This window comes from Arthrobacter sp. LjRoot14 (genome assembly GCF_964253905.1).
In the GTDB taxonomy this organism is placed as follows: Bacteria; Actinomycetota; Actinomycetes; order Actinomycetales; family Micrococcaceae; genus Arthrobacter.
On the sequence record NZ_CAXURL020000001.1, the window covers coordinates 4,738,413 to 4,762,562 of the forward strand.

General features: G+C 66.7%; 19 protein-coding genes. 3 read left to right on the forward strand and 16 right to left on the reverse strand.

Going from position 1 to position 24,150, the window contains the following annotated elements; all coding sequences use genetic code 11:
- Positions 1-4 precede the first annotated feature (4 nt).
- Entirely contained in the window at positions 5-280 is a 276-nt protein-coding gene (locus ACSQ12_RS21560) for a YegP family protein (protein ID WP_436066863.1), read from the reverse strand.
- 254 nt (positions 281-534) lie between these two features.
- On the opposite strand from ACSQ12_RS21560, the gene ACSQ12_RS21565 reads away from it, so the two are divergent.
- Together ACSQ12_RS21565 and ACSQ12_RS21570 are read left to right on the forward strand one after the other, a co-directional pair.
- On the forward strand, positions 535-1,020 hold the full coding sequence (locus tag ACSQ12_RS21565; RefSeq protein WP_436066864.1) for an Hsp20/alpha crystallin family protein: 486 nt from the start codon (positions 535-537) through the stop codon (positions 1,018-1,020).
- Between the two features lie 69 nt (positions 1,021-1,089).
- Positions 1,090-1,374, forward strand: a complete 285-nt coding sequence (locus ACSQ12_RS21570; RefSeq protein WP_436066865.1) for a hypothetical protein — start codon at positions 1,090-1,092, stop codon at positions 1,372-1,374.
- Between the two features lie 79 nt (positions 1,375-1,453).
- Here ACSQ12_RS21570 and ACSQ12_RS21575 read toward each other — a convergent pair whose 3' ends face one another.
- The 10 genes from ACSQ12_RS21575 to ACSQ12_RS21620 all read right to left on the reverse strand — a co-directional run bounded on the left by ACSQ12_RS21575 (position 1,454) and on the right by ACSQ12_RS21620 (position 15,534).
- The gene (locus ACSQ12_RS21575; protein WP_209741842.1) at positions 1,454-2,872 is read right to left on the reverse strand and encodes an amino acid permease; all 1,419 of its coding nucleotides are present in this window, start codon (positions 2,870-2,872) and stop codon (positions 1,454-1,456) included.
- A gap of 228 nt (positions 2,873-3,100) precedes the next feature.
- Positions 3,101-3,853 (reverse strand): response regulator, encoded by a 753-nt coding sequence (locus tag ACSQ12_RS21580; RefSeq protein WP_436066866.1) that lies wholly within the window; start codon positions 3,851-3,853, stop codon positions 3,101-3,103.
- The gene (locus ACSQ12_RS21585) at positions 3,850-5,184 is read right to left on the reverse strand and encodes a sensor histidine kinase (protein WP_436066867.1); all 1,335 of its coding nucleotides are present in this window, start codon (positions 5,182-5,184) and stop codon (positions 3,850-3,852) included. The genes ACSQ12_RS21580 and ACSQ12_RS21585 overlap by 4 nt, the downstream gene beginning before the upstream one ends.
- A 38-nt stretch (positions 5,185-5,222) precedes the next feature.
- Entirely contained in the window at positions 5,223-6,149 is a 927-nt protein-coding gene (locus ACSQ12_RS21590) for an ABC transporter permease (protein ID WP_436066868.1), read from the reverse strand.
- A 3-nt stretch (positions 6,150-6,152) separates the two neighbouring features.
- A complete protein-coding gene (locus ACSQ12_RS21595; RefSeq protein WP_436066869.1) occupies positions 6,153-7,097 on the reverse strand; it encodes an ABC transporter ATP-binding protein in 945 nt (314 codons plus the stop codon).
- 160 nt (positions 7,098-7,257) lie between these two features.
- Positions 7,258-8,757 (reverse strand): bifunctional phosphatase PAP2/diacylglycerol kinase family protein, encoded by a 1,500-nt coding sequence (locus ACSQ12_RS21600; protein WP_436066870.1) that lies wholly within the window; start codon positions 8,755-8,757, stop codon positions 7,258-7,260.
- A 65-nt stretch (positions 8,758-8,822) separates the two neighbouring features.
- The gene (locus ACSQ12_RS21605; RefSeq protein ID WP_436066871.1) at positions 8,823-10,025 is read right to left on the reverse strand and encodes an MFS transporter; all 1,203 of its coding nucleotides are present in this window, start codon (positions 10,023-10,025) and stop codon (positions 8,823-8,825) included.
- Positions 10,022-10,792, reverse strand: coding sequence for a DeoR/GlpR family DNA-binding transcription regulator (locus ACSQ12_RS21610; RefSeq protein ID WP_436066872.1), 771 nt, complete (start codon positions 10,790-10,792; stop codon positions 10,022-10,024). Before ACSQ12_RS21610 ends, ACSQ12_RS21605 begins: the two co-directional genes overlap by 4 nt.
- Before the next feature lie 165 nt (positions 10,793-10,957).
- A complete protein-coding gene (locus tag ACSQ12_RS21615; RefSeq protein WP_436066873.1) occupies positions 10,958-13,783 on the reverse strand; it encodes an FAD-binding and (Fe-S)-binding domain-containing protein in 2,826 nt (941 codons plus the stop codon).
- Entirely contained in the window at positions 13,783-15,534 is a 1,752-nt protein-coding gene (locus ACSQ12_RS21620; protein ID WP_436066874.1) for an L-lactate permease, read from the reverse strand. Before ACSQ12_RS21620 ends, ACSQ12_RS21615 begins: the two co-directional genes overlap by 1 nt.
- 145 nt (positions 15,535-15,679) lie before the next feature.
- Here ACSQ12_RS21620 and ACSQ12_RS21625 point away from each other — a divergent pair, with 145 nt between their 5' ends.
- A complete protein-coding gene (locus ACSQ12_RS21625) occupies positions 15,680-16,372 on the forward strand; it encodes a GntR family transcriptional regulator (RefSeq protein WP_209741832.1) in 693 nt (230 codons plus the stop codon).
- A 32-nt stretch (positions 16,373-16,404) separates the two neighbouring features.
- Here the strand turns inward: ACSQ12_RS21625 and ACSQ12_RS21630 are convergent, their stop codons facing one another.
- The 5 genes from ACSQ12_RS21630 to ACSQ12_RS21650 all read right to left on the reverse strand — a co-directional run bounded on the left by ACSQ12_RS21630 (position 16,405) and on the right by ACSQ12_RS21650 (position 24,138).
- The gene (locus ACSQ12_RS21630) at positions 16,405-18,087 is read right to left on the reverse strand and encodes an ABC-F family ATP-binding cassette domain-containing protein (RefSeq protein WP_209741831.1); all 1,683 of its coding nucleotides are present in this window, start codon (positions 18,085-18,087) and stop codon (positions 16,405-16,407) included.
- A 31-nt stretch (positions 18,088-18,118) separates the two neighbouring features.
- Positions 18,119-19,924 carry an S-layer homology domain-containing protein gene (locus ACSQ12_RS21635; protein ID WP_436066875.1) on the reverse strand — a complete coding sequence of 602 codons (1,806 nt, stop codon included), beginning with the start codon at positions 19,922-19,924 and terminating at the stop codon, positions 18,119-18,121.
- 150 nt (positions 19,925-20,074) lie between these two features.
- A complete protein-coding gene (locus ACSQ12_RS21640) occupies positions 20,075-22,069 on the reverse strand; it encodes a penicillin-binding transpeptidase domain-containing protein (RefSeq protein ID WP_436066876.1) in 1,995 nt (664 codons plus the stop codon).
- Between the two features lie 111 nt (positions 22,070-22,180).
- Positions 22,181-22,837, reverse strand: a complete 657-nt coding sequence (locus ACSQ12_RS21645; protein WP_436066877.1) for a response regulator — start codon at positions 22,835-22,837, stop codon at positions 22,181-22,183.
- Positions 22,834-24,138: a sensor histidine kinase gene (locus ACSQ12_RS21650; protein WP_436066878.1), complete on the reverse strand. Its 1,305-nt coding sequence runs from the start codon at positions 24,136-24,138 to the stop codon at positions 22,834-22,836. The genes ACSQ12_RS21645 and ACSQ12_RS21650 overlap by 4 nt, the downstream gene beginning before the upstream one ends.
- Positions 24,139-24,150 lie beyond the last annotated feature (12 nt).

Genomic DNA, 24,150 nt, shown 5'->3' on the forward strand with positions numbered 1-24,150 from the left:
CGGGCTATGCCGCGCATAGGCCTTTCCTGTGAGCCCGCTGTGCGACTGCCGAGGGTGCGGGGGTCTGCATGGTTCGGGTCTTTACCGGCTCGTGGACGTTTGGACAAAGGTTCCTGATCAGTCCTGTGCCGGCGCATTCCCGCATTGCCTCGATGCCGGCGGCGGCCGCCCTGGTATCCGGAAACGGCCGGGACACGGCCAGCACCGTGCCGTCGGGGGCGATCATCCTGAAACGCACCCCGGCTGCATCGTCCGCGAAAAGTTCAAATTGACCCGCCATGGTTTCCTTCCGAAGGTGGTCGTGGGGATTCCCATCCATGATGCCCCGCATGCCTTCGACCGGTAAGGGACGAAAGTCCTCTGTTTGGATAAATTCCCGCACGCGGATGCGGGCTCTGCCTGTGGGCGGGTTCACTCCTGCACCACCGGGGACTTTGGGCCCTGTTGTCCGGTCCGGGGATGGGTATCTACTGGGGTTTGGGTCCGGGCCGCCAATGGGTGTCGGCTTGCCAGGAGAACAATCAGGAGAGAGCTATGTCCGGTGCGTTGAAATGGTCCCCGTTCGAATCGGCCCGGTGGCCGTCTGCCCAGGACGGGGCGGCCAGGAAGCCGTCACCGTTCGCTGGCGCGATGGCGCGCCCCTTCGAACACGCGGACGCGCCAATGGCCGCGAGCGTCGCGGAAGTCAGTGTCGACGAGTACGTCGACGAGGAGACCCTCGTGGTCCGGGCCCAGATGCCCGGCGCGGATCCCGACAGGGACATTGAGGTTTCAGTGGCCGGCGGAGTGCTGCACATCCGGGCAGGGCGCGCCGAGGCCGGCGACCACTCCGACGGGGACCGCTTTCCTTCCGGACTGAGGTATCGCCGATTCACCCGCAACCTGCCGCTGCCGGAGGGTGTGACGGACAAGGACATCAAAGTGTCCTTCCGGAACGGCGTCCTGGAAGTCAGGACCCCTCTTCCCGCGGCACCTGGAACCGATGCCGCCGAGAAGCGGCTTCCCATCAGCCGCGATTAGCCCAGCTCCGCCATCAAACAGCAGCCCGACCGGGAAAGAGGCAAACCAACACATGGAACGGGTCCCCTCATGGAACTGAAATCACAGTGGCACCGGCTTGATCCCGCGACCCGCCAGTGGCTCATGGACAATCCCGGGTGCGTTGTGCTGCCCAGGACGATTTCGACCATCGTCGCCCGGGTTGCGGACCAGCCCGTGGTCCGCGATCAGCACGGTGCCATACAGCTCACCGCGGCAGACGTCAGCTTCATCCGCTCCCGCATTCACGGATCATCCGCCTCAACCGGGGATCATCGTTTCTTCGACGCGGTGCAGCCGGCTCCAAACGGAACAGAGTCCGGTCACCTTGACTGAAGGTGGCCGGACTCCGTTTCCGGGCGGGCCGGGCCCGCTCCTGCTGCGCTAAGCCGCTTCCCGGGCTAGCGCCTTTGAATTACGACGCCGGGCCGGCACTCACGCCGGCTTCTTCCGGTGCGGTCTCTTCCGTAACAGTGCCAGTGGCGCCGAGGCCCTTGCGGTAACGCCAGACACCCACGCCCACCACCACAGCGGCCAGGCCCAGTGAGAGCAGCAGCGACTCCCGCGTGGATTCCAGGATCACCATGCCGATAAGCAGCGCGACGATGCTGGCGATGGCCACCCAGGTCAGGTACGGGAACAGCCACATCTTCAGGGCAAGGTCCTTGGCGGCGGCACCCATGCGCTGGCGGAGGACGAGCTGCGAGGAGGCGATTACCAGCCAGACGAACAGCGCGATCGCACCCGAGGTGTTTACGAGGAACAGGAACACGGTATCCGGGGCGATGTAGTTCAGTCCCACAGTGATGAACCCAACCACGGTTGAGGCCAGCACGGCCGACGCTGGAACGCCGCGGCCGGAGATCCTCGTCCAGGCGCGGGGTGCGTCCCCGCGGCGGGCGAGGGAGAACAGCATGCGGCTGGCGGTGTAGAGGCCGGAGTTCAGGCAGGACAGCACCGAAGTCAGCACCACAATGTCCATGATGGTTCCGGCGCCGGGGATGCCGAAAAGTTCGATCACGGCAACGTACGGGCTCTTGGCAACGGAGGCCGAGTTCCACGGCAGCAGGGTGACCACGATGGCGATGGAGCCGATGTAGAACACCAGGATGCGCCAGACAGTGGACTTCACGGCCTTCTTGACGGCGTCCACCGGGTTCTCGGATTCACCGGCGGCAATGGTGGCGATTTCGGCGCCGAAGAAGGAGAAGACAACCACCAGGATGCCGGCGAGGACCGCTCCGGGGCCGTTGGGCAGGAATCCGCCGTTGTTGACCAGGTTGTCCAGTCCGGGTGCCGGAACTCCGGGAATCAGGCCCAGGATGGCGGCCACTCCGAAGAGCAGGAACAACACAATGGCGGCCACTTTGATGGAGGCGAACCAGAACTCGAATTCTCCGTACGATTTCACCGAGCCCAGGTTGGTGAGCGTCAGCAGGACCATGAGGACCAGGGCCCACACCCACTGGTCGATGCCCGGAACCCAGCGGTGCATGATGGCCGCACCGGCGGTGGCCTCAATCCCGAGGACGATGATCCAGAACCACGCATAGAGCCAGCCGATGCTGAATCCGGCCCACCGGCCCAGCGCCTTGTCCGCGTAGGTGGAGAATGATCCGGTTTCAGGATTGGCAGCAGCCATTTCACCGAGCATCCGCATCACGAGGATCACCACAATTCCTGCGGCCATGTAGGCGAGCAGGATGCCGGGACCGGCCTGCTGGATGGCAGCACCGGAACCCACAAAGAGTCCTGCGCCAATCACGCCGGCGATGGCGATCATGGAAAGGTGCCTTGGTTTCAGGGACTTGGAAAGCTGTTGGTCAGCGTGCATGGAAGCGCCGTCCTTCGTTGAGGGTGTGGGCCCCGGGCGACACGGATCACCGTGGTGCAGGCCACATTTCTTTTTCACCCTAGACCCGATGCCGCTGCCCGGATCATGTGCAGTCGAACATTTTGACGTTACCGTAAAGGGAGCTTCACACAATGAAGGGCACCAATACGCAACAGGGGTGACCTTTAGGGCAACTTTGAAATGTGCCCGAAATCTACCTCAGAGTAGCTAATAGTCCGGATTGCTGGGCACCACCAGCCCGGTTTCATAGGCGTAGACCACCGCCTGCACCCTGTCCCTGAGATGCAGTTTGGCGAGGATCCGGCGCACATGCGTCTTCACCGTAGCCTCGGAAAGGAAGAACCTGTGGGCGATCTCGGCGTTGGACAGTCCCTCTGCCATGGCCTCCAGCATCTCCGTTTCCCGGGGCGTCAGTGCCTCCAGCAGGGGGTCCCTCTGCTGCTCTTCGCCGTGCGGGTGCCGGCCCCGGCCGGCTGCCGGAGCGGGGGTGCCTGCTGGTTGTCCTGGGATTGCCGACGGGTTCCCCTCCCGGACATAGGCTTCCAGCAGCCGGCGCGTGACACGGGGCGCCACCACGGCGTCGCCGCTCGCCACCACACGCACGGCACTCACCAGTTCGGCCGGTGCCACATCCTTGAGCAGAAATGCCGAAGCGCCCGCCTGCAGGCCGGCAAAGGCGTATTCGTCGAGATCGAAGGTGGTGAGGATGATCACCTTCGCGTGGGAGCCGGACGAGGTCACCGCCCGGGTTGCCTCTATTCCGTCCAGGACCGGCATCCGGACATCCATCAGCACCACGTCGGGGTCCACTTCCCTGACCTGCCGGATCGCTTCCGCGCCGTCGGATGCTTCGCCCACGATCCGAAGATCGTCCTCGCCCTCAAGGATCAGGCGGAAGCCCATCCTTAGCAGCGGCTGGTCGTCCACCAGCAGGACTGTGATCGGTGCATTGCCATTCATGTTTTTCCTTGGTCCCCATTCCAATTCAGAACTGCCCGGACGCGCCATCCGCCGCCGGCAGGGCGTCCGGCTTCCACCGTACCGCCGTAAATGCCCGCCCGCTCACGCATGCCGGTCAGGCCCTGGCCGGAACCCAGCGGTCCGGGGCCACCCGCCGCTGCCACGGATCCTCCCGGGGCCGCCGCCCCGTGGCCCACGGTACCCCTGCCGTCGTCGAGCACTTCAATGGTGACCGTCCCGCCTGCCCGGACCATACTCACCTCCACCCGGCTGAGCGCCCGGCCGTAGCGGAGGACGTTGGTGAGCGATTCCTGCACGATCCGGTAAACGGTCAGCTGGAAGGCCGCATCCTCGGGAAGGGCCGGCCCGGTGTGCGAATAGTGCAGCGGCAACCCCGCCGTGCGGAAACCTTCGAGGAGTTTGGCCAGGCTGTTGCCGGCGCTCAGGGGTTGCCTGGGCGCCTGGCCCGCCGGCGACTCGTCGCGCAGGACGCCCAGCACCCGGCGCATGTCCCCCAAGGCGGTGCGTCCGGTCCGGGAAATCTCCGTCAGGACCTCAGCGGCGCGCTCCGGGCTCTTCCTGACCACCACCGCGGCGCCGTCGGACAAGGTGAGCATCACCGTCAGGGAGTGGGCCACGACGTCGTGCATCTCCCGGGCGATCCGGTTGCGTTCGGTGACTGAACCCAGTGCCGCGGTCCGGGCCGCCCAGGCAGCGATTTCCTCTTCGTGTTCCCGCCTCTGCCGGATGGAAATGCCGATACCGGTGGCGATGATGTTGGACAGCGTGATGGTGATGCCGGCAACGATGCCAAAGACCAGCTGCGAATTCTCCGGCGCTGCGGGACCACCGTTGGGAAGGGCGCGTTCCAGCGGTCCCACGAGGGTCAGGAAATACATCAGGGACAGCGGGGCATTTGCCAGCGCCAGCGCCGTGATGGAGAACCGGCGGGACCGCTGGACGGCCAACGCATACAGCGCAAACCACAGCCCCGCGGAAACATTGGAGCCCCAGGGGTGCAGGACGGTGATGCCCACTTCCAGCACGGCTACGGCGGCAACAACGGCCACCGGATGGGACCGCCGGAAAAAGAGGGCCGCGGCGACTGCGGCGAGCAGCGCGGTGGCTGCCCAGCCGCCGTCGAGCCCGGCGTCCACGGCGGTGGGCGTGACCAGCAACAGGTAGCAGAGCACCACCACCGCATCCATGACCCTGGGCCGCCGGTACAGGTAACGGCGGAGCCGGCCGCGGCGGCGGTCGGCGAGTGCGGCAAAGGACGCATCAACCTGGATGGAGGTTGTTGCGTCCCTTGCCGGTGGTTCTTCGTTCATGTGATGAGCCTAGGCGGCCGTACGGCCGCCCTTTCCGATCAAACGTCCCGCTTCTTGAGCAGGACCATGGCCAGCACTGCCGGGATGACCACCCACGCGCCCAGCACCAGGGCCGCCTGCCAGACCTCGAGGGTTCCGTCCACATGTTCCACGGCAGTCAGGGGCGTCACTGTGTTTCCGGGAAGGTACCTGCGGGCTTCCTCGAAGAAGTCGCCGGGAATGAGCTGGAAGGCGATGGGAGCCACGAAGAACAGGCCCACCAGGCTCATGATGCCGCCCGCGGAATTACGGATGATGCTGCCCAGCGACATGCCGATGGAGGCCACCGCGGCCACATAAAGGCTGTTGACGAGCAGGAGCTTGACCGACTGGGAGCTGGCAAGGTCCAGGCTCAGGCCGTAGTTGTCCAGGATCGGCACGGACACCAGGCCCGCCAGCAGCGTCGAAACCCCCGTCAGGACGAAGGACACCACTACCACCACAAGGAATTTCGCCACGAAGGCCGGCGTCCTCTTCGGCACGGCCGCGAACGTGGAACGCGCCATTCCGGTGGTGAACTCGGAACTCATCAGCAGGACGCCGAGGGATCCGAGGATCAGCTGGGCAAAAGCGATGCCGGACGTCGGTGCACTCACGGCGATGTCCCCGCCCTGGGCCGCCATCTGGGCCGCGGCTTCCGGGTCCGACGCCATCTGCTCGCGGAACTGGCCGGTGGACCACGCCGCCAGGGCACCGAAGCCCACCATCACCAGCATGGTGGAACCAAGCAGGATCAGTGTGGACAACAGGGTGCGGAACTTGATGAATTCCGAGTTCAGCACCCGCAGGAAACTGGGGCCGGGGCCCGGGGATGCCGAATTGCCGGCCGGGCGTGCGGCCTGCCCGGCGGGACCGCCGGCCTGGGGTCCTGCGCCGCCCTCCGCCCTGCGGCCGGAGGGGTTGGGTTCCAAAGTCGTAGAGCTCATGGCTTACTTCCCTCCGGTCTGCACGGGAGCCGCGGCACCCGTAGTGATAAGCGAGTGGTATTCGACCTCATCCTTGGTCAGCTCCATGTAGGCCTCTTCAAGGCTTGCCTGGAGCGGGGTGAGTTCGTAGATCATGACGTGGTTGTCCAGGGCTGCACGGGCGATCTGGCGCGGATCCAGGCCCTTGACCTCCAGCAGTTCGTGGTCCTGGGCCTCCACCGAAACGCCGGTTCCGGCAAGGAGGTGCATCAGCTGGTCCGGCTCATCGGTGCGGACCCGGGTGCGGCTCGCGCCCTTCCCCGTGATGATGTCCTTGATGGGGGCGTCCGCGATGATTTTTCCGCGGCCGATCACGATCAGGTGGTCCGCCGTCACAGCCATTTCGCTCATGAGGTGGCTGGACAGGAAGACGGTCCGCCCTTCCGAGGCCAGGTATTTCACCAGGTTGCGGACCCACACCACGCCTTCGGGGTCCAGCCCGTTGACCGGCTCATCCAGGATGATGGTCTGCGGATCCCCCAGCAGTGCCGCGGCAATGCCCAGCCGCTGCCCCATGCCGAGCGAAAATCCCTTGACCTTCTTCTTGGCGACGTCGGCCAGGCCGGTCATTTCGATGACCTCGTTGACGCGCTTTTTGGGAATGCTGTGCGTCGCGGCCATGGCGAGGAGGTGATTGTAGGCCGAACGGCCGGTGTGAACGGCCTTGGCGTCCAGCAGGGCGCCCACTTCACGGAGGGGAGCCGCGTGCTTGGTGAACGGGACCCCGTTGACGGTGACCGAGCCCGACGTCGGCGTGTCCAGTCCCATGATCATTCTCATCGTTGTGGATTTGCCGGCTCCGTTGGGGCCCAGGAAGCCGGTCACCCGGCCTGCCTGGACCGTGAAATCCACTCCGCCCACGGCGGTTTTCTCGCCGTAGACCTTGGACAGGCCTCTTGCTTCAATCATGGAAGCGTTCCTTTGCGTAGCTGTGGATGCGGTGACGGCTCTGCTCGTCGCAGCTCCGTTCGTACCACCCACGCTACAGACGCGGTGTTCCCTTTTCGCCGGTCTCAGGGATGATTCAGGGTGGAATCAGGGTAGTCCCAAGGGATGACCAGCAGGCTGCCTACGCCGGGGCCGGGGAGTAGTAGGTCAGCGCTCCGGGGAGCACCGTAAACTCGACGCGGCGCACGCCCGGCATGGCTTCCCCGTCCACGGCCAGTGCCATGGGCGACCCCGCTGCTTCCACCGTCACCTTCGTGGATTCACTCAAGTGCGTGATCCTGGAGGTGGCCACGGTGCCCGTCAGGACGGACCACAGCAGCCGGATCCGGGCGAAGGACTCATCGGCAGTGATCATCCGCAGGTCCAAGACACCGTCGTCCATCACCGGACGTACCAGCGGTGCATGGTCGCGGGGGTAGTAACGGCCCCGGCCTACGTAAAGGATCCATAGCTTGTGGCGGACGCCGTTCACAATCATGGTGGTCGGCGTGCCGGCCGCGAACGTCCGGAACATTGCCACCACCCCGGCCAGCGGTTTGCCGAGGGCCGGCCGGAGCTGTTCCCGCCGACGCACCAGGTTGGGGTAGAGGCCGATGCTCGCCGTGTTGAGCATGGTCCGTTCCAGCTTTTCGGGGCTTCCGGCGAGGCCCCGTTCCACCCGGACGTGCCCCACATCCGCCCGGGCAGCCGCACCGGCGGAAGCAGCCTCCACGGCGTCCTCGAGGGTGGAGGTTCCGGCGTCGCGGGCAAAGTGGTTGAGGGTACCGCCGGGAAGCACCAGCAAGGGCAGGGAAAGTTCGACGGCGACCGCAGCGGCGGTGCCCACCGTTCCGTCGCCGCCCCATACGCCGAGTGCTTTCACTCCCGGCCGGGCCGCCACCGCCCTGATCTCAGCGGCGATGTCTCCGTCCTCGTCAATCTCACGTACATGCGCTAGTGGGAATACATCCTGCAGTGCCTTTATGGTTTGCGGTGCATATGAGCCGCCCAGCGTGTTGACCGCAATGCTGAGGCCTTCCCCGCCGGGCAGCTTGGCGGCGTTGGCGGGGGTGCGGGCGGTCTCCGGGAAGGGCGGCCGGACGGGCCACCACTTGCGGGTGATCATGGCTGCTCCGGCTCCCAGTGCCGAGCCGAACAGCACATCCGAGGGCCAGTGGGCGCCGGTATGGACCCGCGAGTAGGCAACGCCGGCGGCCAGGGGTGCCAGCGCTGCGCCAAGGGCCGGCTGCACCAGCCCCACCCCGACGGCAAAAGCCGCCGCGGACGCCGAATGGCCCGAAGGCATCGAGGAGCTGGTGGGCTGCGGGTTGACGAACCGGAACACGGGAAGATGCTCCGGCAGCGGCCGGGCCCGGGGAAGGAGCGTTTTGAACACCACGTTGGTAACAGCCGATGCGACACCCTGGGCAATGAGCCCATGCAAGGCCGCACGGCGGGGCTTGCCGGGTATGAGGGCCAGTCCTCCGGCCACCCCAAACCAGAGCTTTCCATGATTTGCGGCCGCCGAGAGCCGGCGGAACAGGACATCGTGGTTTCCGCCAGGCAGGTTGGACACGGCTTTGAGTAATGTCCGGTCCAGTCCGGCCACCAGGCCCGGGCCTTTCCTCAGCATCCTTCGCATTTCCCCACCCTACCGCCGACGCGGGGGTTGCCGCGGTTGGCTGCGGCTGGCGGGTGTGGCCTGTACTACTCGTTGCGGAGCGGCGCACCGGGGAGGGGCTTGGCCGCTCCGGCCAGGAGGAGCGCCACCAGGATGGGCACCATGATCGCGAGCAGGGCAACGTGGATGCCGGTGAGGTCACCGAGGTAGCCGAGGAGCGGCGGTCCCGCCAGGAAGGAGATGTAGCCCAGCGTGGAAACCACCGACACCCGGGCGGCAGCCTTCTTCGGATCGTCGGCTGCGGCGGACATCCCCATCGGGAAGGCCAGTGCCGCGCCGATTCCCCACAGCGCGGCACCGGCCGTGGCCAGCCACACGTTGCCCGCCAGCACAAAGAGGCCAAGGCCCGCGGCGGCCGCGGCCATGCTGGCGCGCAGCACGGCAACACGGCCGTACTTGTCGATCACGAACCCGCCGCAGAACCGCATGGCCGTCATGGCCAGGACGAAGACCGCAAACATCAGTGCGCCGGTGGATTCGCTGGTCCCGAGGCCGTCCACGGAGGCTTTGGCGATCCAGTCGTTTCCGGCACCTTCGGTCAGGGTGGCACCGAGGACCACGACGCCGATCAGCAGAGTGCGGCCGTCCCGCCAGGCGGAGGCCCCCTTCGGTGCGGCTGCTTGACCGTTGGCAGGGACCTCGGCGGCAAGGTGCGGCAGGAAGTAGCGGGGCGCCACCATGGTCAGCACGGCCACTACGGCGGCAATGACCAGCAGGTGGGCAGGCAGTCCCACTCCAAGACCGGAGAGGCCCGCGCCGATCAGGGCGCCCACGAAGGCGCCACCGCTGAAAGCCGCATGGAACTGCGGCATGATCGTCCGCTTAAGCCGGTGTTCGACGTCGGCCCCTTCGATGTTCTGCGAAACGTCCCACAAGCCGATGCCAATGCCAAAGAAGAAAAGCGACACCGCGGTCCCAGGCACCGATTCGGCCGTCAGTGAGAGGGCGATGCCCACCCCTGCCAAGGCGGCCAGCAGTCCGCTGGCACGGACCGTGTTGGCGGTTCCGATCCGGCCCACGACCCATCCCGCGGTTGGAAGGGCGATCAGTGAACCCACGGCGGTGCAAAGGAGCAGCGTACCCATTTGTCCGGAGGTGACGTTCAGGATTTCGGTGACGGCGGGGATGCGGGCGGCCCAGCTGGCAAACACGAGTCCGTTGATCCCGAAGATCAGGAACGTGGCGGCTGCCGCAGCGTTCAGCTTCTGTGTGGAGACGGCGGTGGTCATACATTCACTACTTTCACTGAGAGTTTTCCAAGTTGCGTGAGTTCCTGCGGGCTGAATGACCTGTCCGTGACGATGATGTCCACGGCGTCCAGGGCGGCGACGAGCGCCACGGCGGCGGCGTTCCATTTCGAGCCTGCGCAGGCGGCAATGACGCGGGCGGCGGATTCCAGGCCGGCGCGCTTGACGGCGGCGTCGTCGAGGTCGTGCGCCAGCAGCCCGTCTTTGAGGTTGACCGCGCAGGGGGTCACCACGGCCGTGTCGAAGCGGAGGGAGCGGATGTTGGCCTCGGCCAGCGGGCCCCGGAAGCACAGCTCTCCCGGAATCAGGCTTCCGCCCGGAACCAGCAGGGCGGGGTGATGCCCGGCCTGGCCTTCCGCCGTCAAAGCGTTGAGGGCGGGCAGCGACATGGGCATGAGCGTCAGTTCGCGATGCCGCAGCCGGCGGGCTATTCCGGTTGCGGTGGTTCCGCTGTCCAGCCAGACGTGTTCGCGGTCCTGCAGCAGGCCGGCAACGCCGGCGGCAATCCTGGCCTTGGCATCCTGCCCTTCCAGCTCCCGCTGCCCATACCCGGGGTTCTCGCCGCGGAGCACCAGGCTCTTGGCTCCGCCGTGCACCCGGCGGAGGACGCCATGGACTGCCAGCGTATCCAGGTCGCGGCGGATCGTCGCCCCGGACGCTCCGCACTCGGCCATCAACTCGTCGACGGTCACCTCTTCGCGGTTCCGCAGCAACTCACCGATCAACCGGTGCCGCTCTTCAGTCCTCATGTTCAAATGCTAACTGAGAATGATCATTTAATCAGAAGTGATGAGCGTATTATTGCCGCCGGCGCCCCAACGCTCTCTCACTTCCTGCCACAAAAACGCCATCGCTCTCTCACCGGTGAGAGAGCGATGGCGGAAGACGTGCAGGAAGTGAGAGAGCGTCCGGCTTTAGCGGGTGACTTCCTCCAGCAACTCCAGCACGTGCCGGTACTGGGCGCCCGTGGCCCGCGTCATGCCCAGTTCGCAGGTCCGGTTGCATGAGGCGTGGGCGGCAGCGCCCATGTCGGCCACTTCCGCGGCCTGTTTCGCGGTGGCCGACGCCGTCAGTTCGGGGTGCAGCATGCCCCGGTCCCCGGCGAACGCGCAGCAGCCCCAGTTCTCCGGGACCTCGACCCGTTCGGCCACGGCTCCGGCAACGGCACCCAAGGCATCATTGAGGCCCATCCGGGTGGACGAACAGGTGGGGTGCAGGGCCAGCGACTCCAGCTTTCCGTGGCCGGGCAGCCGGGGCAGGATCCGTTCCGCGGCGAAGTCGACGGCGTCCACCATCCGCAGGGCCCGCTGCCCTGCTGCGGGTATGTCCGACTCGACCGCCTGGCGCAGGCCTTCGGTGCAGGAGGACGCATCGCAGACGATCGGGAGCTCGCCGTCCCGGGTTGCCTCCCGGAGGGCAGCCAAGGTCTTCTCGCGCATGGTCCTCCGGCCGGCATCCATGCCCTTGGAGGACCAGGGTGTGCCGCAGCACAGTCCGTCAATACCCTCGGGTACGAGGAGCGTGAGCCCGGCCCGGCCGCACAGCTGCTCGAAGCTGTACTGGACGCCGCGTCCTTCGGCGTCGGGCCCCGCGCTGGCGGGCCCGAACATGGTCCCCACGCAGGCCGGGAAGTAGACAGCGTCAACTTCGCCCGCCGGCGTCGGACGTTTCCGCACGGAGCCGCCGCCCGGCAGTTCGGCGGAATACAGCGGTACGGTGTCTTTGCCGAGCACCGCCCGGGCGGCCTTGTTGGGCGGGGTGATGGCGGCGGCCGGAAGCTTGTCCACCACAGTCAGTGCCAGGGCCGCGCCGCGGGTGACGCCTTCCCAGTGCTTGGCGGCGGCGTTCCACGCCCCGTTGGCGAGCGGACCGGCGTCGTCCTTCCGCAGTTTCTTCACGAGCGACCCCGTGTTGATGTCCACCGGGCAGGCGGTCTGGCACATCCCGTCCACGGCGCAAGTGTCCACGGACTCGTACTCGTAGTCCTTCTCCAGTGCCCTGACCAGCGCCGTGTCCCCGGCCAGCCGCGCGGATTCGATGGCGCGCAGCGTGACAATCCGCTGCCGCGGCGTGAGGGTGATGTCCTTGCTGGGGCAGACCGGTTCGCAGTAGCCGCAGGAGACGCAGCGGTCCACTTCCTCGGCGACGGGCGGCGCCGTCTTGATGTGCCGCAGGTGTGCCAGCGGGTCCTCGTCCATCAGCACGCCGGGGTTGAGCATCCCGGCGGGGTCGAAGAGCTGCTTGATGCTGCGCATGACGTCGTAGAGCTCATCGCCGTACTGCCGGCGGACGTACGGGGCCATGACGCGCCCGGTCCCGTGCTCGGCTTTCAGGGATCCGCCCTCGGCGAGGACCAGGTCCACCATGTCTTCGGTGAAAGCGCTGTAGCGGTCCAGTTCAGCCGTTGTGGCGAAGCCGTCGGTCAGCATGAAGTGCACGTTGCCGTCCTTGGCGTGGCCGAAGATCACGCTGTTGCTGTAGCTGTATTTGTCGAAGAGCCTGATAAGTTCCCGGCAGGTCCGGCCCAGCACCGGGACGGGAACCACAATGTCTTCCAGCAGCGCGGTAGTGCCCTGGGGGCGGGCCCCGGCCACCGAGGCATAGAGGCCCTTGCGCAACTGCCAGAGCCGTCCGCGTTCCCGGCCGTCGCCGGTGAACCGGGCGGGCGCGGCCAGCCCGAGGCCCTGCAGCACACCCTCGCCGTTGCCCTGGAGTTCCGCCAGGTCCCCGGCGCTGCCGGCGGAATACTCAACGAGCAGGGCGGCATGCTCCCGGACCGCCAGGTCCTGCACGACGGCGGGAGTCCCCTTGAGCGTCTGGCCCACCTTGAGTGACAGCGCATCCATCAGTTCGATAGTTGCGGCTCCCGTTTCGACGAGGGCGGGCAGCGCCGCGTTGGCGGCCTCGAGGTCCGGGAACACCAGCAGGCCCGCGGCGGCGTGCTGGAGCCGCGGGATGGTGCGGAAAACCGCCTCTGCCACGAAACCCAGGGTGCCTTCACTGCCGACGATCAGGTGGGCCATGATGTCCACCGGGGTTTGGAAGTCCAGCAGGGAGTTCAGCCCGTAGCCCATGGTGTTTTTCATGGCGAACTGCTGCCGGATCCTCTGCACGGAGTCCGCGTTGGTCCGGACCCGCCCGGCCAGTCTGGCCAGTCCCTCATAGAGGTTCGGTTCCAAGGTGCGGAGTTTCCGGTCCGCGTCCGGCGCTCCGGTGTCGATCACAGTGCCGAAGGGCAGGACCACGGTCAACGACTCCAGGGTGCGGTACGTGTTGTCCACGGTGCCGCAGTTCATGCCCGAGGAATTGTTGGCCACCACGCCGCCGATGGTGCACGCCGCCTCGCTGGCCGGATCCGGGCCGAACTTCCGTCCGTAGCGCGCCAGCCTCGCGTTGAGCGCCCGGACAGTGACGCCGGGCTGGACGCGGACCCGCGCGCCGTCGTCGAGCACTTCAATGTCCTTGAAGTTGCGGCGGACATCCACCAGCACGCCGTCGGTGACCGCCTGGCCGCTCAGGCTGGTGCCACCGGAGCGGAGGGTCAGCGGCACGCCCTGGGCGGCGCTGGCGCGCAGCAGTCCGCCCACATCGGCAGCACTGCCCGCCGTGACCACGGCCTGCGGGATCAGCAGGAAATGCGAGGCGTCATGCGCGTTCGCGTGCAGGTCGATAGCCCGGGTCTTCACCTGGGCCGGATCCTTCACCGCCGCGCGGAGGCCGGCCATGTCCAGGGGAGCCATCAGGGGACCATCCAGCCCAGTACGGGGGTGGACTGCAGGAAGATCAGCACAGTGATGAGCGCCAGCAGCCCAATGCTCCAGCCGAGGAGCTTCCGGAAAAGGGTCCCCTCGGCGCCGTCCAGGCCCACTGCCGCCGAGGCCACGGCAAGGTTCTGCAGCGACAGCATCTTGCCCATCACGCCGGCGGAGGAGTTCGAGGCGGCCATCAGCACCGGAGACAGGCCGGTCTGCGCCGCTGCGGTGGCCTGCATCTGGCCGAACAGGGAGTTGGAGGACGTGTCGGAGCCGGTGAGGGCTACGCCGATCCATCCGATCAGCGGTGAGAGGATGGCGAAGAAGCCGCCTGCGGAGGCCAGCGCGAAGCCGAGGGTGGTGGTCTGGCCGGACAGGTTCATCACGAAGGACAGCCCCAGGACGGCGGTGACGGTGACGATCGTCCACCGCAGCTGCACGAGGGTGTCCCGGTAAATGCGCAGGCCCTGTGATGCGGTGACCTTGTACAGCACCATGGTGAGCAGTCCGGAGAACATCAGGAGCGTGCCGGTGGCCTTGAGGTGGTCGAGCTTGAATTTGGTGGCCGCGACCGGCTTGCCGGCCGAATCGGTGATGTCCAGGCCGGGCCACGCGAACGTCACGCTGCCCACCTGGCCGAGCCAGGTCTTGACGAACGGGATCTGGGCCACCGAGAACACCGCGATGATGATCAGGTACGGGGCGATCGCCATCCAGATCTGCCGGGGTTCGGGCCGGGAGTTGTCGGCCGGCACGGTGGTGCCTGAAGCTGCAGCCGTTGCCGGGTGTCCGGAGCCGGCCGGCGGCCCGACCGCCGGACCACTACGACGGGAACCGGCAACGGAACCGACGGCGGCGGTGGCGCGGGCAGCTTCCTGAGCGGTTTCCGGAGCGGTTTCCACGGCACCGCCCATTCCGACGGTTTCCTTCGGCTGCCAGACCTTCAGCATCAGCAGCACGGCGGCCACCGTCACCACGGCGGCAACAACATCGGTGAGTTCCACGGCGAAGAAGTTGGAGGTAACGAACTGGGCCGCGCCGAAAGCGACGCCGGCCACCAGGGCTACTGGCCAGGTCTGCTTCACGCCGCGCCGGCCGTCGACGATGAACACGAGCAGCAGCGGCACGATGAGCGCAATGAACGGGGTCTGGCGTCCGGCCATCGAGGAGAGGTCGTGCAGCGGCAGGCCGGTGACGCCGTTCAGGGCGATGATCGGGGCAGCCATGGCGCCAAACGCGACAGGAGCCGTGTTGGCCAGCAGCGACACCACGGCCGACTTCAACGGCTTCATGCCGGCGGCCATCAGCATGGCCGCGGAGATTGCCACGGGTGCGCCGAAGCCGGCCAGGGATTCCAGCAGGGCCCCGAAGCAGAACGCGATCAGGATGGAGAGGATCCGCAGGTCGTTTGAGATGGAGCGGATGGTCCGTCCCAGCACTTCGAACCAGGGGGTGGCCACCGTGAGCCGGTAGATCCACAGCGCGTTGACCAGGATCCACAGGATCGGGAACAGGCCGTAGAAGATGCCGGCTGCGGTGGCACTCAGGGCCTGGTTGACGGGCATCTGCCAGCCGACGATGGCCAGGACGAGGGAAAGCGCCAGGCTGGCCAGGGCCGCCTTCGGTGCCTTGACCTTGAAGACGCCCAGGAGGACGAAGAGCAGGACGAGGGGAAGCGCCGCGCAGAGGGCTGAAATCACTAGGGACCCGGCGATGGGGTCGAGGATCTGCTGAAACATGTGTCTCCAGATTGTGTTAGGCGTCACAACACCGTGGCGCCCTATGATTGTCTAACAAGTACACATGATGGTCAAGAGAGACTTGTTGACTTGTCTGGCAAGATTGATGGTGAATCAAGAAACTCTTGGCGGGAATGGAGCACCGGTGGCCGGCCGAATTGCAGCAGTCTCGATCGTTGATGCGATCGCCGCGGACTTGCGGAGCCGGATTTTTTCCGGTGATCTAGGTTCCGGCCAGACCCTCACGGAGACAGAAGTCGCCTCGTCCTATGAGGTGGCACGCCCAACGGCGAAGGCCTCGATCGAGAAGCTCGTCGCAGAGGGACTACTGGACCGCGGGACGCACAAGACCGCCCGGGTGGTGGACCTCGGACCGGACTCGGTGCGGGATATCTACCTGGCGCGCGCCTACTTGGAAAGCGAAGTGCTCCGCAGGCTCGCCCGCACCAGGGACGTGCCGGAAGGGGCCCTGCAGGCCAACCGCGACATCGCTGCGGTGCAGACGGGCGCTCCGCTCGACGTCGTCGAACCGGACATGCGGTTCCACACCAGCCTGATTGACGCCGTCGGCAATGAGCGGATCAGCAGGATGTACCGCTCGCTCGTGGGTGAGGTGCGGCTGTGCATGGTCCGCATCCAGTCCCTGCACCTCCTGGACACCGCGCTGATCCAGGCCGAACACCAGAAGATCCTCGAACTCATCGAGGCGGGCCAGGGGGACGCCGCCGCCGAACTGCTCGACGAGCACCTTGGGCGGGCCCGGGAACGGCTGGTGGCCGCCATGGGAGGAACTGCCGGCCCGGAAGCCGGAGTACGCTCCGAACTACTGCCGGAGTAAACGGCACACCCGCCAGGCCCGCGACGCCTTGGTTAGCGGGCGCGCGCCACGCGCTTCTCGTCCCAGACCGGCTCCGCGGATTCGTACACTTTGCCGTCGGAACCGAACACCAGGAAGCGGTCGAAGGTGCGGGCGAACCAGCGGTCGTGCGTGACGGCCAGGACGGTTCCCTCGAAGTGGTCGATGGCGCGTTCCAGGGCCTCGGCCGAGTGCAGGTCCAGGTTGTCGGTGGGCTCGTCGAGGAGCAGCAGGGTGGCGCCGGACAGCTGCAGCAGCAGGATCTGGAACCGCGCCTGCTGGCCGCCGGACAGGGACTCGTACTTCTGCTCCGACTGGGAGGCCAGGCCGTACCCGTCCAGGGCGCCGGCTGCTGCCTCGCGGCCCAGCCCGGAGCGGTGCTCGTCGCCGCGGTGCAGGATCTCCAGGAGCGTCTTGCCCAGCAGGTCGGGGCGGACGTGGGTCTGGGCGAAGAAGCCGGGACGGATGCGGGCGCCGAGTTTCACGGTGCCTTCGTGCGGCACTTCGGCGATGTCGACGTCGGACACCGGCAGGTGCTCCCGCTCGGGATCGGTTCCCCCGGTGGCGAGCAGGCGGAGGAAGTGGCTCTTGCCGGAACCGTTGGAACCAAGCACGCCCACGCGGTCCCCGAACCAGACCTCCGTGGAGAACGGCTTCATCAGCCCCGTGAGTTCCAGCTTCTCCGCGACGATCGCACGCTTGGCCGTGCGGCCGCCCTTGAGCCGCATCTGCACGTTCTGCTCGATCGGGAGCGCCTCGGGCGGGCCGGCTTCGAGGAACTTTGCCAGCCGGGTCTGCGCGGCGTGGTACCGGTTGGCCATGTCGGAGCGGAACGCCGCCTTGTTCTTGTACATGTTGACGAGTTCCTTGAGCTTCACGTGCTCCTCGTCCCAGCGTTTGCGCAGCTCTTCGAAGCGGGCGTTGCGGTCCGCGCGCGCCTCCACGTAGGAGCCGAAGCCGCCGCCGTGGATCCAGGCTCCGGCCCCGTTGATGCCCGGCTCGAGGGTCACGATGCGGCCGGCGGCGTTGTTCAGCAACTCCCGGTCGTGGCTGATGAAGAACACGGTCTTCTTGGACTCGTTGAGCTTGGCCTCGAGCCAGCGCTTGCCAGGGACATCGAGGTAGTTATCCGGCTCATCGAGGAGCAGCAGCTCGTCGGGGCCGGCGAAGAGTGCCTCCAGCACCAGCCGCTTTTGCTCGCCGCCGGAAAGGCTCGACGCCGGGCGGTGCTGCGCGCGGTCGAACGGCAGTCCCAGCGCGGCCATGCAGACCTCGTCCCAGACGGTCTCGACGTCGTAGCCGCCGGCGTCCCCCCAGTCCACGATTGCCTGGGCGTACTGCATCTGGGTGGGCTCGTCGTCGTGCTCCATCATGGCCATCTCGGCGTCGTCCACGGCGCGGGCAGCGGCCGCCAGGGCGGGCGGCGCCGCGGAGACGAGGAGGTCGCGGACCGTGGATTCATCCCGGACCTGGCCCACAAACTGGCGCATGATGCCCATGTTCCCGGACCGGCCGATCACTCCTTCATCCGGCACAAGGTCGCCGGAAATGATGCGGAAAAGCGTGGTTTTGCCCGTTCCGTTGGGTCCGATCAGCGCCGTCTTGGTGCCGTCCGGGACCTTGAAGGTTACCCCGTTCAGCAGCTGCGTGCCGTCGGAGAGGAAGTAATCAATATTGGAAACGTCAATATGAGCCACGCTTTCAATCTTCCCACGCCGCGTGGAACCGCTATACGGGGCGGCAGCCTCCGTTCGCATCCTGGAAGGTGTCCAGGCGGTGGATGAAGGCGGCCATGGCCTCGCGGGAGATCGGTTCCAGCGGCCGGTATGTTCCGTCGCTCCAGCCCCTGGAGATTCCTGCCTGGCTTGTCCACGCGATTTCACCATAGAAGGGGGCCAACACGGGTACGTCCTTGAACGGCGAAGCGAGGGGCTCGGTGTAACCCAGCGTGGCCGGCAGCCTGCAGTATTCACCGCTGTACCTGAAGATGAAGGCGGCCATGGCCTCGCGGCTCATCGAGGCTCCCGGACGGAACGTGCCGTCCTCCCAGCCGTTGGCCAGCCCTTCCGCCTCGAGCCAGGCGATCTGCTTGTAGAACAGGCTTCCGGTGGGGACGTCAACGAACGGCGACTTCGCCGGCGGAGTGTAGGCAGGGCTGCCAGCAAGCCGGTACATGAAGGCGGCCATGGCCTCGCGGCTGATCGCCTGGTAGGGCCGGTACGTGCCGTCGCCCCAGCCGGTGCTCAGCCCGGTGTCGTACATCCAGATGATGTCCGGGCGGAAGCCTGATCCGCTGATGTCGGTGAAGGGATCCGGGGCCGTGATGGTGACACCCGCCGCGTCCCCGGACACGTAATCGATCCGGACCCTGGTGCCGGTGTGGGTCACGAACGTGCTGCCTGCCTGCCAGGCATGGTTCGTCGCGTAATAGCCGTCGAAGGGGATGGTGGACGGCATCAGCAGCAATGAGGAGACGGCTGTGGCTCCGCCGCGCTGGACGATCTTGACGCCCTTGTTGCCGTTCACGGCCAGCCGGGCGTCGTAGCCCACGGGCAGCCGAAGCTCAACGAAATAAACTTCCCCGCTTTTGGGGTCGGTGAATTTCAGGGCCCGATTGGCTTCGGTGCCGGCCCAGGCCTTGAGGGTGTAGCTCTTGCTGCCGGCGGCAATGCCCGTGTTGCGGATTTCGTCGCCTCGGCCGAACCCGCCGGCTTCCCAGTGGCTGGAGCTGATGGTGGGCAGCTCAAACCACCGTGAGGCCCCCATGAGGTCCATCGTGTCGCCGTACTCGCGCACGCTGCAGGAGCTGTCCGTGTAGTTGCCGTTGAGGTCCGATCCGACGTCCGACGTGCCGCTCAGGCACTGCAGGCTGTCGGCGTGCATGAGGCCCAGGACGTGTCCAAACTCGTGGGCCACAACGTTGTTGGTGAAGTTGCTCGGCAAAGGCATCAGAATCCGCCCGCCCTGGTTCCCGGCGCTCCAGCCTGCTCCCAGTGCACCCCACGACAGTTCGGTCACGGGCACGAACACAACGAGCGCTTTGTATGACGCATTGACCCAGCCCAGTTCGCGGGTCACGGTGTCCATGATCTCGTAGTACGTCTGGGTGGACTTTGCCGCGGAGGGAACACCGGTCCGGGTGGAAGCAACGGACATGGAAAGCCGGTTGTTCGACATGGTCTTCCAGAAGTTGCTGGATGCAGTGATCCCGGCTTTTGCGGCATTCAAGTCGATGGCTGCCGTCTGTTCCGCCGTTTTGTCGGCGAGCTTGACGGTCACCAGCGTCACCTGGATGTCACCGGCCCGGGTCAGGCTGCTGGCAGCACCCTGCGGAGTTTCCGCCTCCCGGATGGCCCTGAGGGCCTCGGGTTCGAAGGTGTGATCGGAATGCGGCGTTCCCTCGGCAGTGGACGATACCGGGGGTACGGCAGGGTCCGACGGGGCGGCCTGCGCCGGCAGGGTCACCAGGTTGATCGAGGCCATCGAAAGGAGCAGGGCCGATAGGACGGCGGCCGTCCGGTGAATGAGCTGCATCGGGCGTCAGTGCTTCTTTCCGTGTTCAAAAATCAAGTGCGATAGGCCGCCGCGGGGCGAGCCCTCCCAGAATAGGGTCCGTTTGCTTGCTTTCCGGGCGCACTCGCCAAAAACTGACGGAATCCTGCGCTGAACCTGCGCTAGTGCCGGTTAACCGGCGGCGACCAGGAAGTCTTTGAGCAGGGGACCGGATGTTGTGGCTCCCAGGCCACCCTCTTCGACGAAGACGGCTACGGCGAGGTCGCCGTGCACGGCCACAATCCAGGCGTGCGTCTTGGGCGGGTTTTCATTGCCGAATTCGGCGGTGCCGGTCTTGGCCCCCACCGGTTCCCCCGGCACTGAGGCCAGGAAGCCGGCGTGTCCGGAGGTGACCACAGCGCGCATCATGTCGGCCAAGGCCGCAGCTTCTGCCGCAGTGACCGGTTTCTCCGCAGCTTTCGCGGGAGCAGGCGCGGTGGAGGACAACGACGGCGATGTTCCGGCCGCCGTCGGGCTTCCGGACGCCTCAGGGGTTGCGCTGCCGGCCCCTGCTTCCGGGTTCAGCACGAGGGAGGGGGACACGGGGGAGCCCTTGGCGACGGACCCGGCCATCACCGCGGCAGCCAACGGCGAGAGCAGCACCTTGCCCTGCCCGATCATGGAAGCGGCATGCTCGGTTCCCTCAGCTTCACCGGGGACCGAGCCAAGGAAGGCATCCGCCCCCAGCCCGGGCGCCTCGACGGCAACACCGAGGGAGGTGGCCGCGGATTCGAGCTGGGCCTGGCTGACGGAATCGCGGGCCGCGATGAAGGCGGTGTTGCAGGAATGCGCAAATGCATCCCGCAGCGTGACGGATCCCAAGGAGTCCTCCGGATAGCCCTCGGCGTTCTTGAACGTCCGGCCGTCCACAGTGAGCGTGGGTGTGCATTCAACCTTGGAATCCGGCGTCATGCCGTTGCGGATCATGGCCAGCGAATCCACCATTTTGAACGTTGAGCCCGGAGCGTACTGTCCCAGCATGGCGGTGTTGTAGCCGTTGCTGCCCGGTCCCGACGCCGCGGCCAGGACGGCGCCGCTGGAGGGGCGCAGGGCCACGATGGCGGACGCCGGGCCAACATCTGCCAGGACGTCTTCGGCGAGCTGCTGCAGGCGCGGATCCAGCGTGGTTTTCACCGGCGTTCCCGGTTTCATCTCAACCTGGAACAGGATCCGGCGGCCTTGGTTGGGCAAGGCCTGCTTTTCCTCGGCGGTGAGCCCTGCCTTTTCGGCGAAGACTTGGATACCGTCGGTGCCGCGGAGTTGGGCGTCATATTGCTGCTGAAGCCCGCCGGTGCCGGTGGTGTCCCCGGATTTGAGGGCACCGCCGGATTTTTCGATTTGTTCGGCATTCGCCTCGGCAGCGGTGCCCAGGAGAGCGCGGGCAAACGTGCGGGTTGGCGCCAGCGGCAGGAGGCCGGCGATGGACCTGGCGCCGGGGATCCGGGCGATCTGCTCGTCCGTGATGGTCCGGCCGTCCTGCCGGAGGGTGATGGCTGTGACGAACGCCTCCGGGCCTGCCGCCTGGACCTGCTGCGTGTAGGCGGCTGGATCCACTCCCACCAGTTGGGCGAGCTTGGTGGCGGATGCGGCGGGGTCGGCGGGGCCCAGTTTGGGCTTGTCGATGCCGACGTTCACCACCGGCCGGTAGGTGACGAGTTTTGCGTCGCCGGCGCCCAGGATATCTGCCCGCTGCGGAGATTCTGTGGCGGCACCGACAACTTCGCCGTCCGCCAGTTCAGGGACCAGCAGGGCCGGCTTCCACACGGTCAGCCATTTGTCACCGGACTTCCTCAGTTCGGCGGAGGCCGTGTACTTCCATTCACCGGAGCCGATCTTCCAGCTGTAATTCAGCGGGACCGTGGCGGTGTCCTTCTCCAGCGTCAATTCTCCGGCTTCAACGGCCGGTTTGGCCGGATCGAGCGCCTGGAAAACTTCTTTCAGCTGTTCGTTGGCTGCTGCGGCGTCGGTACCCTCAAAGGCGACGGAACCGACGTCCAGCGCCGCCACCGCGGAAGCGAGCTGCTTCGCGGCGTCCTGCGCACCGGCACGGCCGTCGTCGCAGGCCACCAGCGATCCGCCCATGATAAGTCCAACGAGAGCAAGCGAAAGTTTCTGAAAGTTCCCCATCGCGCCATTATGCCCGCAAGCCCGGACAAAGTTCTTGTCACATGGACCGGGCTGAGAGACCCCCGGCAGGCGGCAAGCAGGCGGCCAGCCGGCGCGGGACGGGACGCCGGCTCACACGGGCCGGATGATCCGGCGCTGTGTCGCCACGGAAATCGCCGCGGTGCGGTTGTCCACGCCGAGTTTCCCGTAGATGTGCACCAGGTGGGTTTTTACGGTGGCCTCGGAAATGAAGAGTTGCCGGGCGATGGCGCGGTTCGGCAGCCCGGTGGCCAGGAGCTGCAGCAATTGGATTTCCCGTGCGGACAGTGCCGGTTCGGGATTGCGGATCCTGCCCATCAGCCGGGCGGCCACCTCGGGAGCCAGCGCGGTCCCGCCAGCCGCGGCGGAGAGGACTGCCTGGCGGATGTGCTCGGGCGGCGCATCCTTGAGCATGTAGCCGCTGGCGCCGGCTTCGACGGCGGCCAGGATGTCGGCGTCGGAATCATAGGTGGTGAGGATCAGCACCGGCGGGGCGGGAATGCCCGCTTCGCCGGCCTTGATTTTCTGTGTGGCCGTGACGCCGTCCATGCCTGCTCCCATTTGCAGGTCCATCAGGACCACGTCCACGGGCTCGCCGAGCGTGCGAAGCCTGGCGAGCTGGGCCAGCGCAGCGGCACCGTCGGCGGCTTCGGCCGCCACGGTGATGCCCTCGAAGTCGCTCAGCATGGCGCGGAGACCGGCTCGGACCACGGGATGGTCGTCCACCAGGAGGATGCGGATTCCACTCATGCCGACTCCCCGTTTGCCGGCTTCCCCGCGGCCGCCGCAGTGTCCACCAGCGGGAGCCGGATGGCCACCACTGTTCCCTCACCCGGCGCGGATTCGATGTCCAACGTTCCCGCCAGGGCAGTCACGCGTTCCCGGAGGGACCGGAGGCCGTACCCGGAACCGTCCTTCCGCTGCGGGCTGTCGCCGGGTCCCTCCGGCTCCGGCCGGAAGCCCACGCCGTCGTCGTAAATGTCCATGGCCACTTCGGTTCCCATGAAAGACAGGGTCACGACGGCGGTGCTGGCCTTCGCGTGAACCCACACGTTGGCGAGGCTCGCCTGGGCGGCACGCAGGAGCGTGGTGGAGTACGGGTTGGACAGCTCAACGGGGGTGCCTTCGAGGTCGAAACGGCACCTAAAGCCGGCCCCGCGTGCCGCCGCTTCGGCCTCGGTCTTTTCACAGAGCCGGCGGAGGCTGCCCGCCAGGGTCATCTGATCGAGTGCCGGGGACTGCAGGCCGCGGACAAAGTTGCGCGCCTCTGCGAGGTTGGCGGACGCAGTCTCCTGCACCGTCCGGAGCCGTTCGCGCGCCGTTGCCGTGTCGCCGTCGTCGAGTGCCTTCTCAGCCGAGCGGCCCATCAGCACGATGCTGGAGAAGCCTTGGGCCAGGGTGTCGTGTATTTCGCGGGCCAGCCGTGCCCGCTCGGTCAGCGTGCCGGCGTCGTGCTGGCTGCGGGCCAGTTCCCCGCGTGTCCGGCGCAATTCCTCGGCCGCCAGCCGCTGGTTCTCCGCCTCAAGGTAGAGCGCCCGGTATGCGAGGCCGGTGATCACGGCGAAGGCTGCACCGAAGACCGGCCCCAGCACCATCGGCAGCTCCAGCGCCGGCCCGGCGGTGCCCCGGTTGTGAAACCAGAGCGCCACCACAACCAGTACGGTAGACGCCGCGATGACCGGCAGGGCCACGCGCCTCGGCAGCACGTGCAGCTGCAGGAAGAAGAGCGGAAAGGCCAGCCAGACGAAGTCCGCGCTGGACCAGATCAGCACCAGCCACAGGACCGAGACCGCGCCAAGCCACCACACCGCATAAGGGCGCGGATCGAAGCGGTTCGTCTCCGTGGAGTGGCGTTTCTCCAACACGGTGCCGATGACGTAGACGGTGGCGAGCAGCAGGGCGAGGGTCAGGCTGAGCCAGCCGGTCAACCCCGGGCCGGACATCAGGACGCGCACCATGGCCACCAGGAGCAGGACGGCGAAGCCCACGTGGAGGCTGACCCTCAGCAGCCGCAGGATGATCGCGGACCCGCTGGATTCACCCGGTGTCAATACTTGCCTCGC

Bases quoted from the DNA above. Each gene is read 5' to 3' on its own strand.
- ACSQ12_RS21605 (WP_436066871.1), bottom strand. From the start codon at position 10,025: ATGACCACCGCCGTCTCCACACAGAAGCTGAACGCTGCGGCAGCCGCC.
- ACSQ12_RS21570 (WP_436066865.1), top strand. From the start codon at position 1,090: ATGGAACTGAAATCACAGTGGCACCGGCTTGATCCCGCGACCCGCCAG.
- ACSQ12_RS21610 (WP_436066872.1), bottom strand. From the start codon at position 10,792: ATGAGGACTGAAGAGCGGCACCGGTTGATCGGTGAGTTGCTGCGGAAC.
- ACSQ12_RS21565 (WP_436066864.1), top strand. From the start codon at position 535: ATGTCCGGTGCGTTGAAATGGTCCCCGTTCGAATCGGCCCGGTGGCCG.
- ACSQ12_RS21615 (WP_436066873.1), bottom strand. From the start codon at position 13,783: ATGGCTCCCCTGGACATGGCCGGCCTCCGCGCGGCGGTGAAGGATCCG.
- ACSQ12_RS21560 (WP_436066863.1), bottom strand. From the start codon at position 280: ATGGCGGGTCAATTTGAACTTTTCGCGGACGATGCAGCCGGGGTGCGT.
- ACSQ12_RS21580 (WP_436066866.1), bottom strand. From the start codon at position 3,853: ATGAATGGCAATGCACCGATCACAGTCCTGCTGGTGGACGACCAGCCG.
- ACSQ12_RS21600 (WP_436066870.1), bottom strand. From the start codon at position 8,757: ATGCGAAGGATGCTGAGGAAAGGCCCGGGCCTGGTGGCCGGACTGGAC.
- ACSQ12_RS21635 (WP_436066875.1), bottom strand. From the start codon at position 19,924: ATGCAGCTCATTCACCGGACGGCCGCCGTCCTATCGGCCCTGCTCCTT.
- ACSQ12_RS21590 (WP_436066868.1), bottom strand. From the start codon at position 6,149: ATGAGCTCTACGACTTTGGAACCCAACCCCTCCGGCCGCAGGGCGGAG.
- ACSQ12_RS21620 (WP_436066874.1), bottom strand. From the start codon at position 15,534: ATGTTTCAGCAGATCCTCGACCCCATCGCCGGGTCCCTAGTGATTTCA.
- ACSQ12_RS21595 (WP_436066869.1), bottom strand. From the start codon at position 7,097: ATGATTGAAGCAAGAGGCCTGTCCAAGGTCTACGGCGAGAAAACCGCC.
- ACSQ12_RS21645 (WP_436066877.1), bottom strand. From the start codon at position 22,837: ATGAGTGGAATCCGCATCCTCCTGGTGGACGACCATCCCGTGGTCCGA.
- ACSQ12_RS21585 (WP_436066867.1), bottom strand. From the start codon at position 5,184: ATGAACGAAGAACCACCGGCAAGGGACGCAACAACCTCCATCCAGGTT.
- ACSQ12_RS21640 (WP_436066876.1), bottom strand. From the start codon at position 22,069: ATGGGGAACTTTCAGAAACTTTCGCTTGCTCTCGTTGGACTTATCATG.
- ACSQ12_RS21575 (WP_209741842.1), bottom strand. From the start codon at position 2,872: ATGCACGCTGACCAACAGCTTTCCAAGTCCCTGAAACCAAGGCACCTT.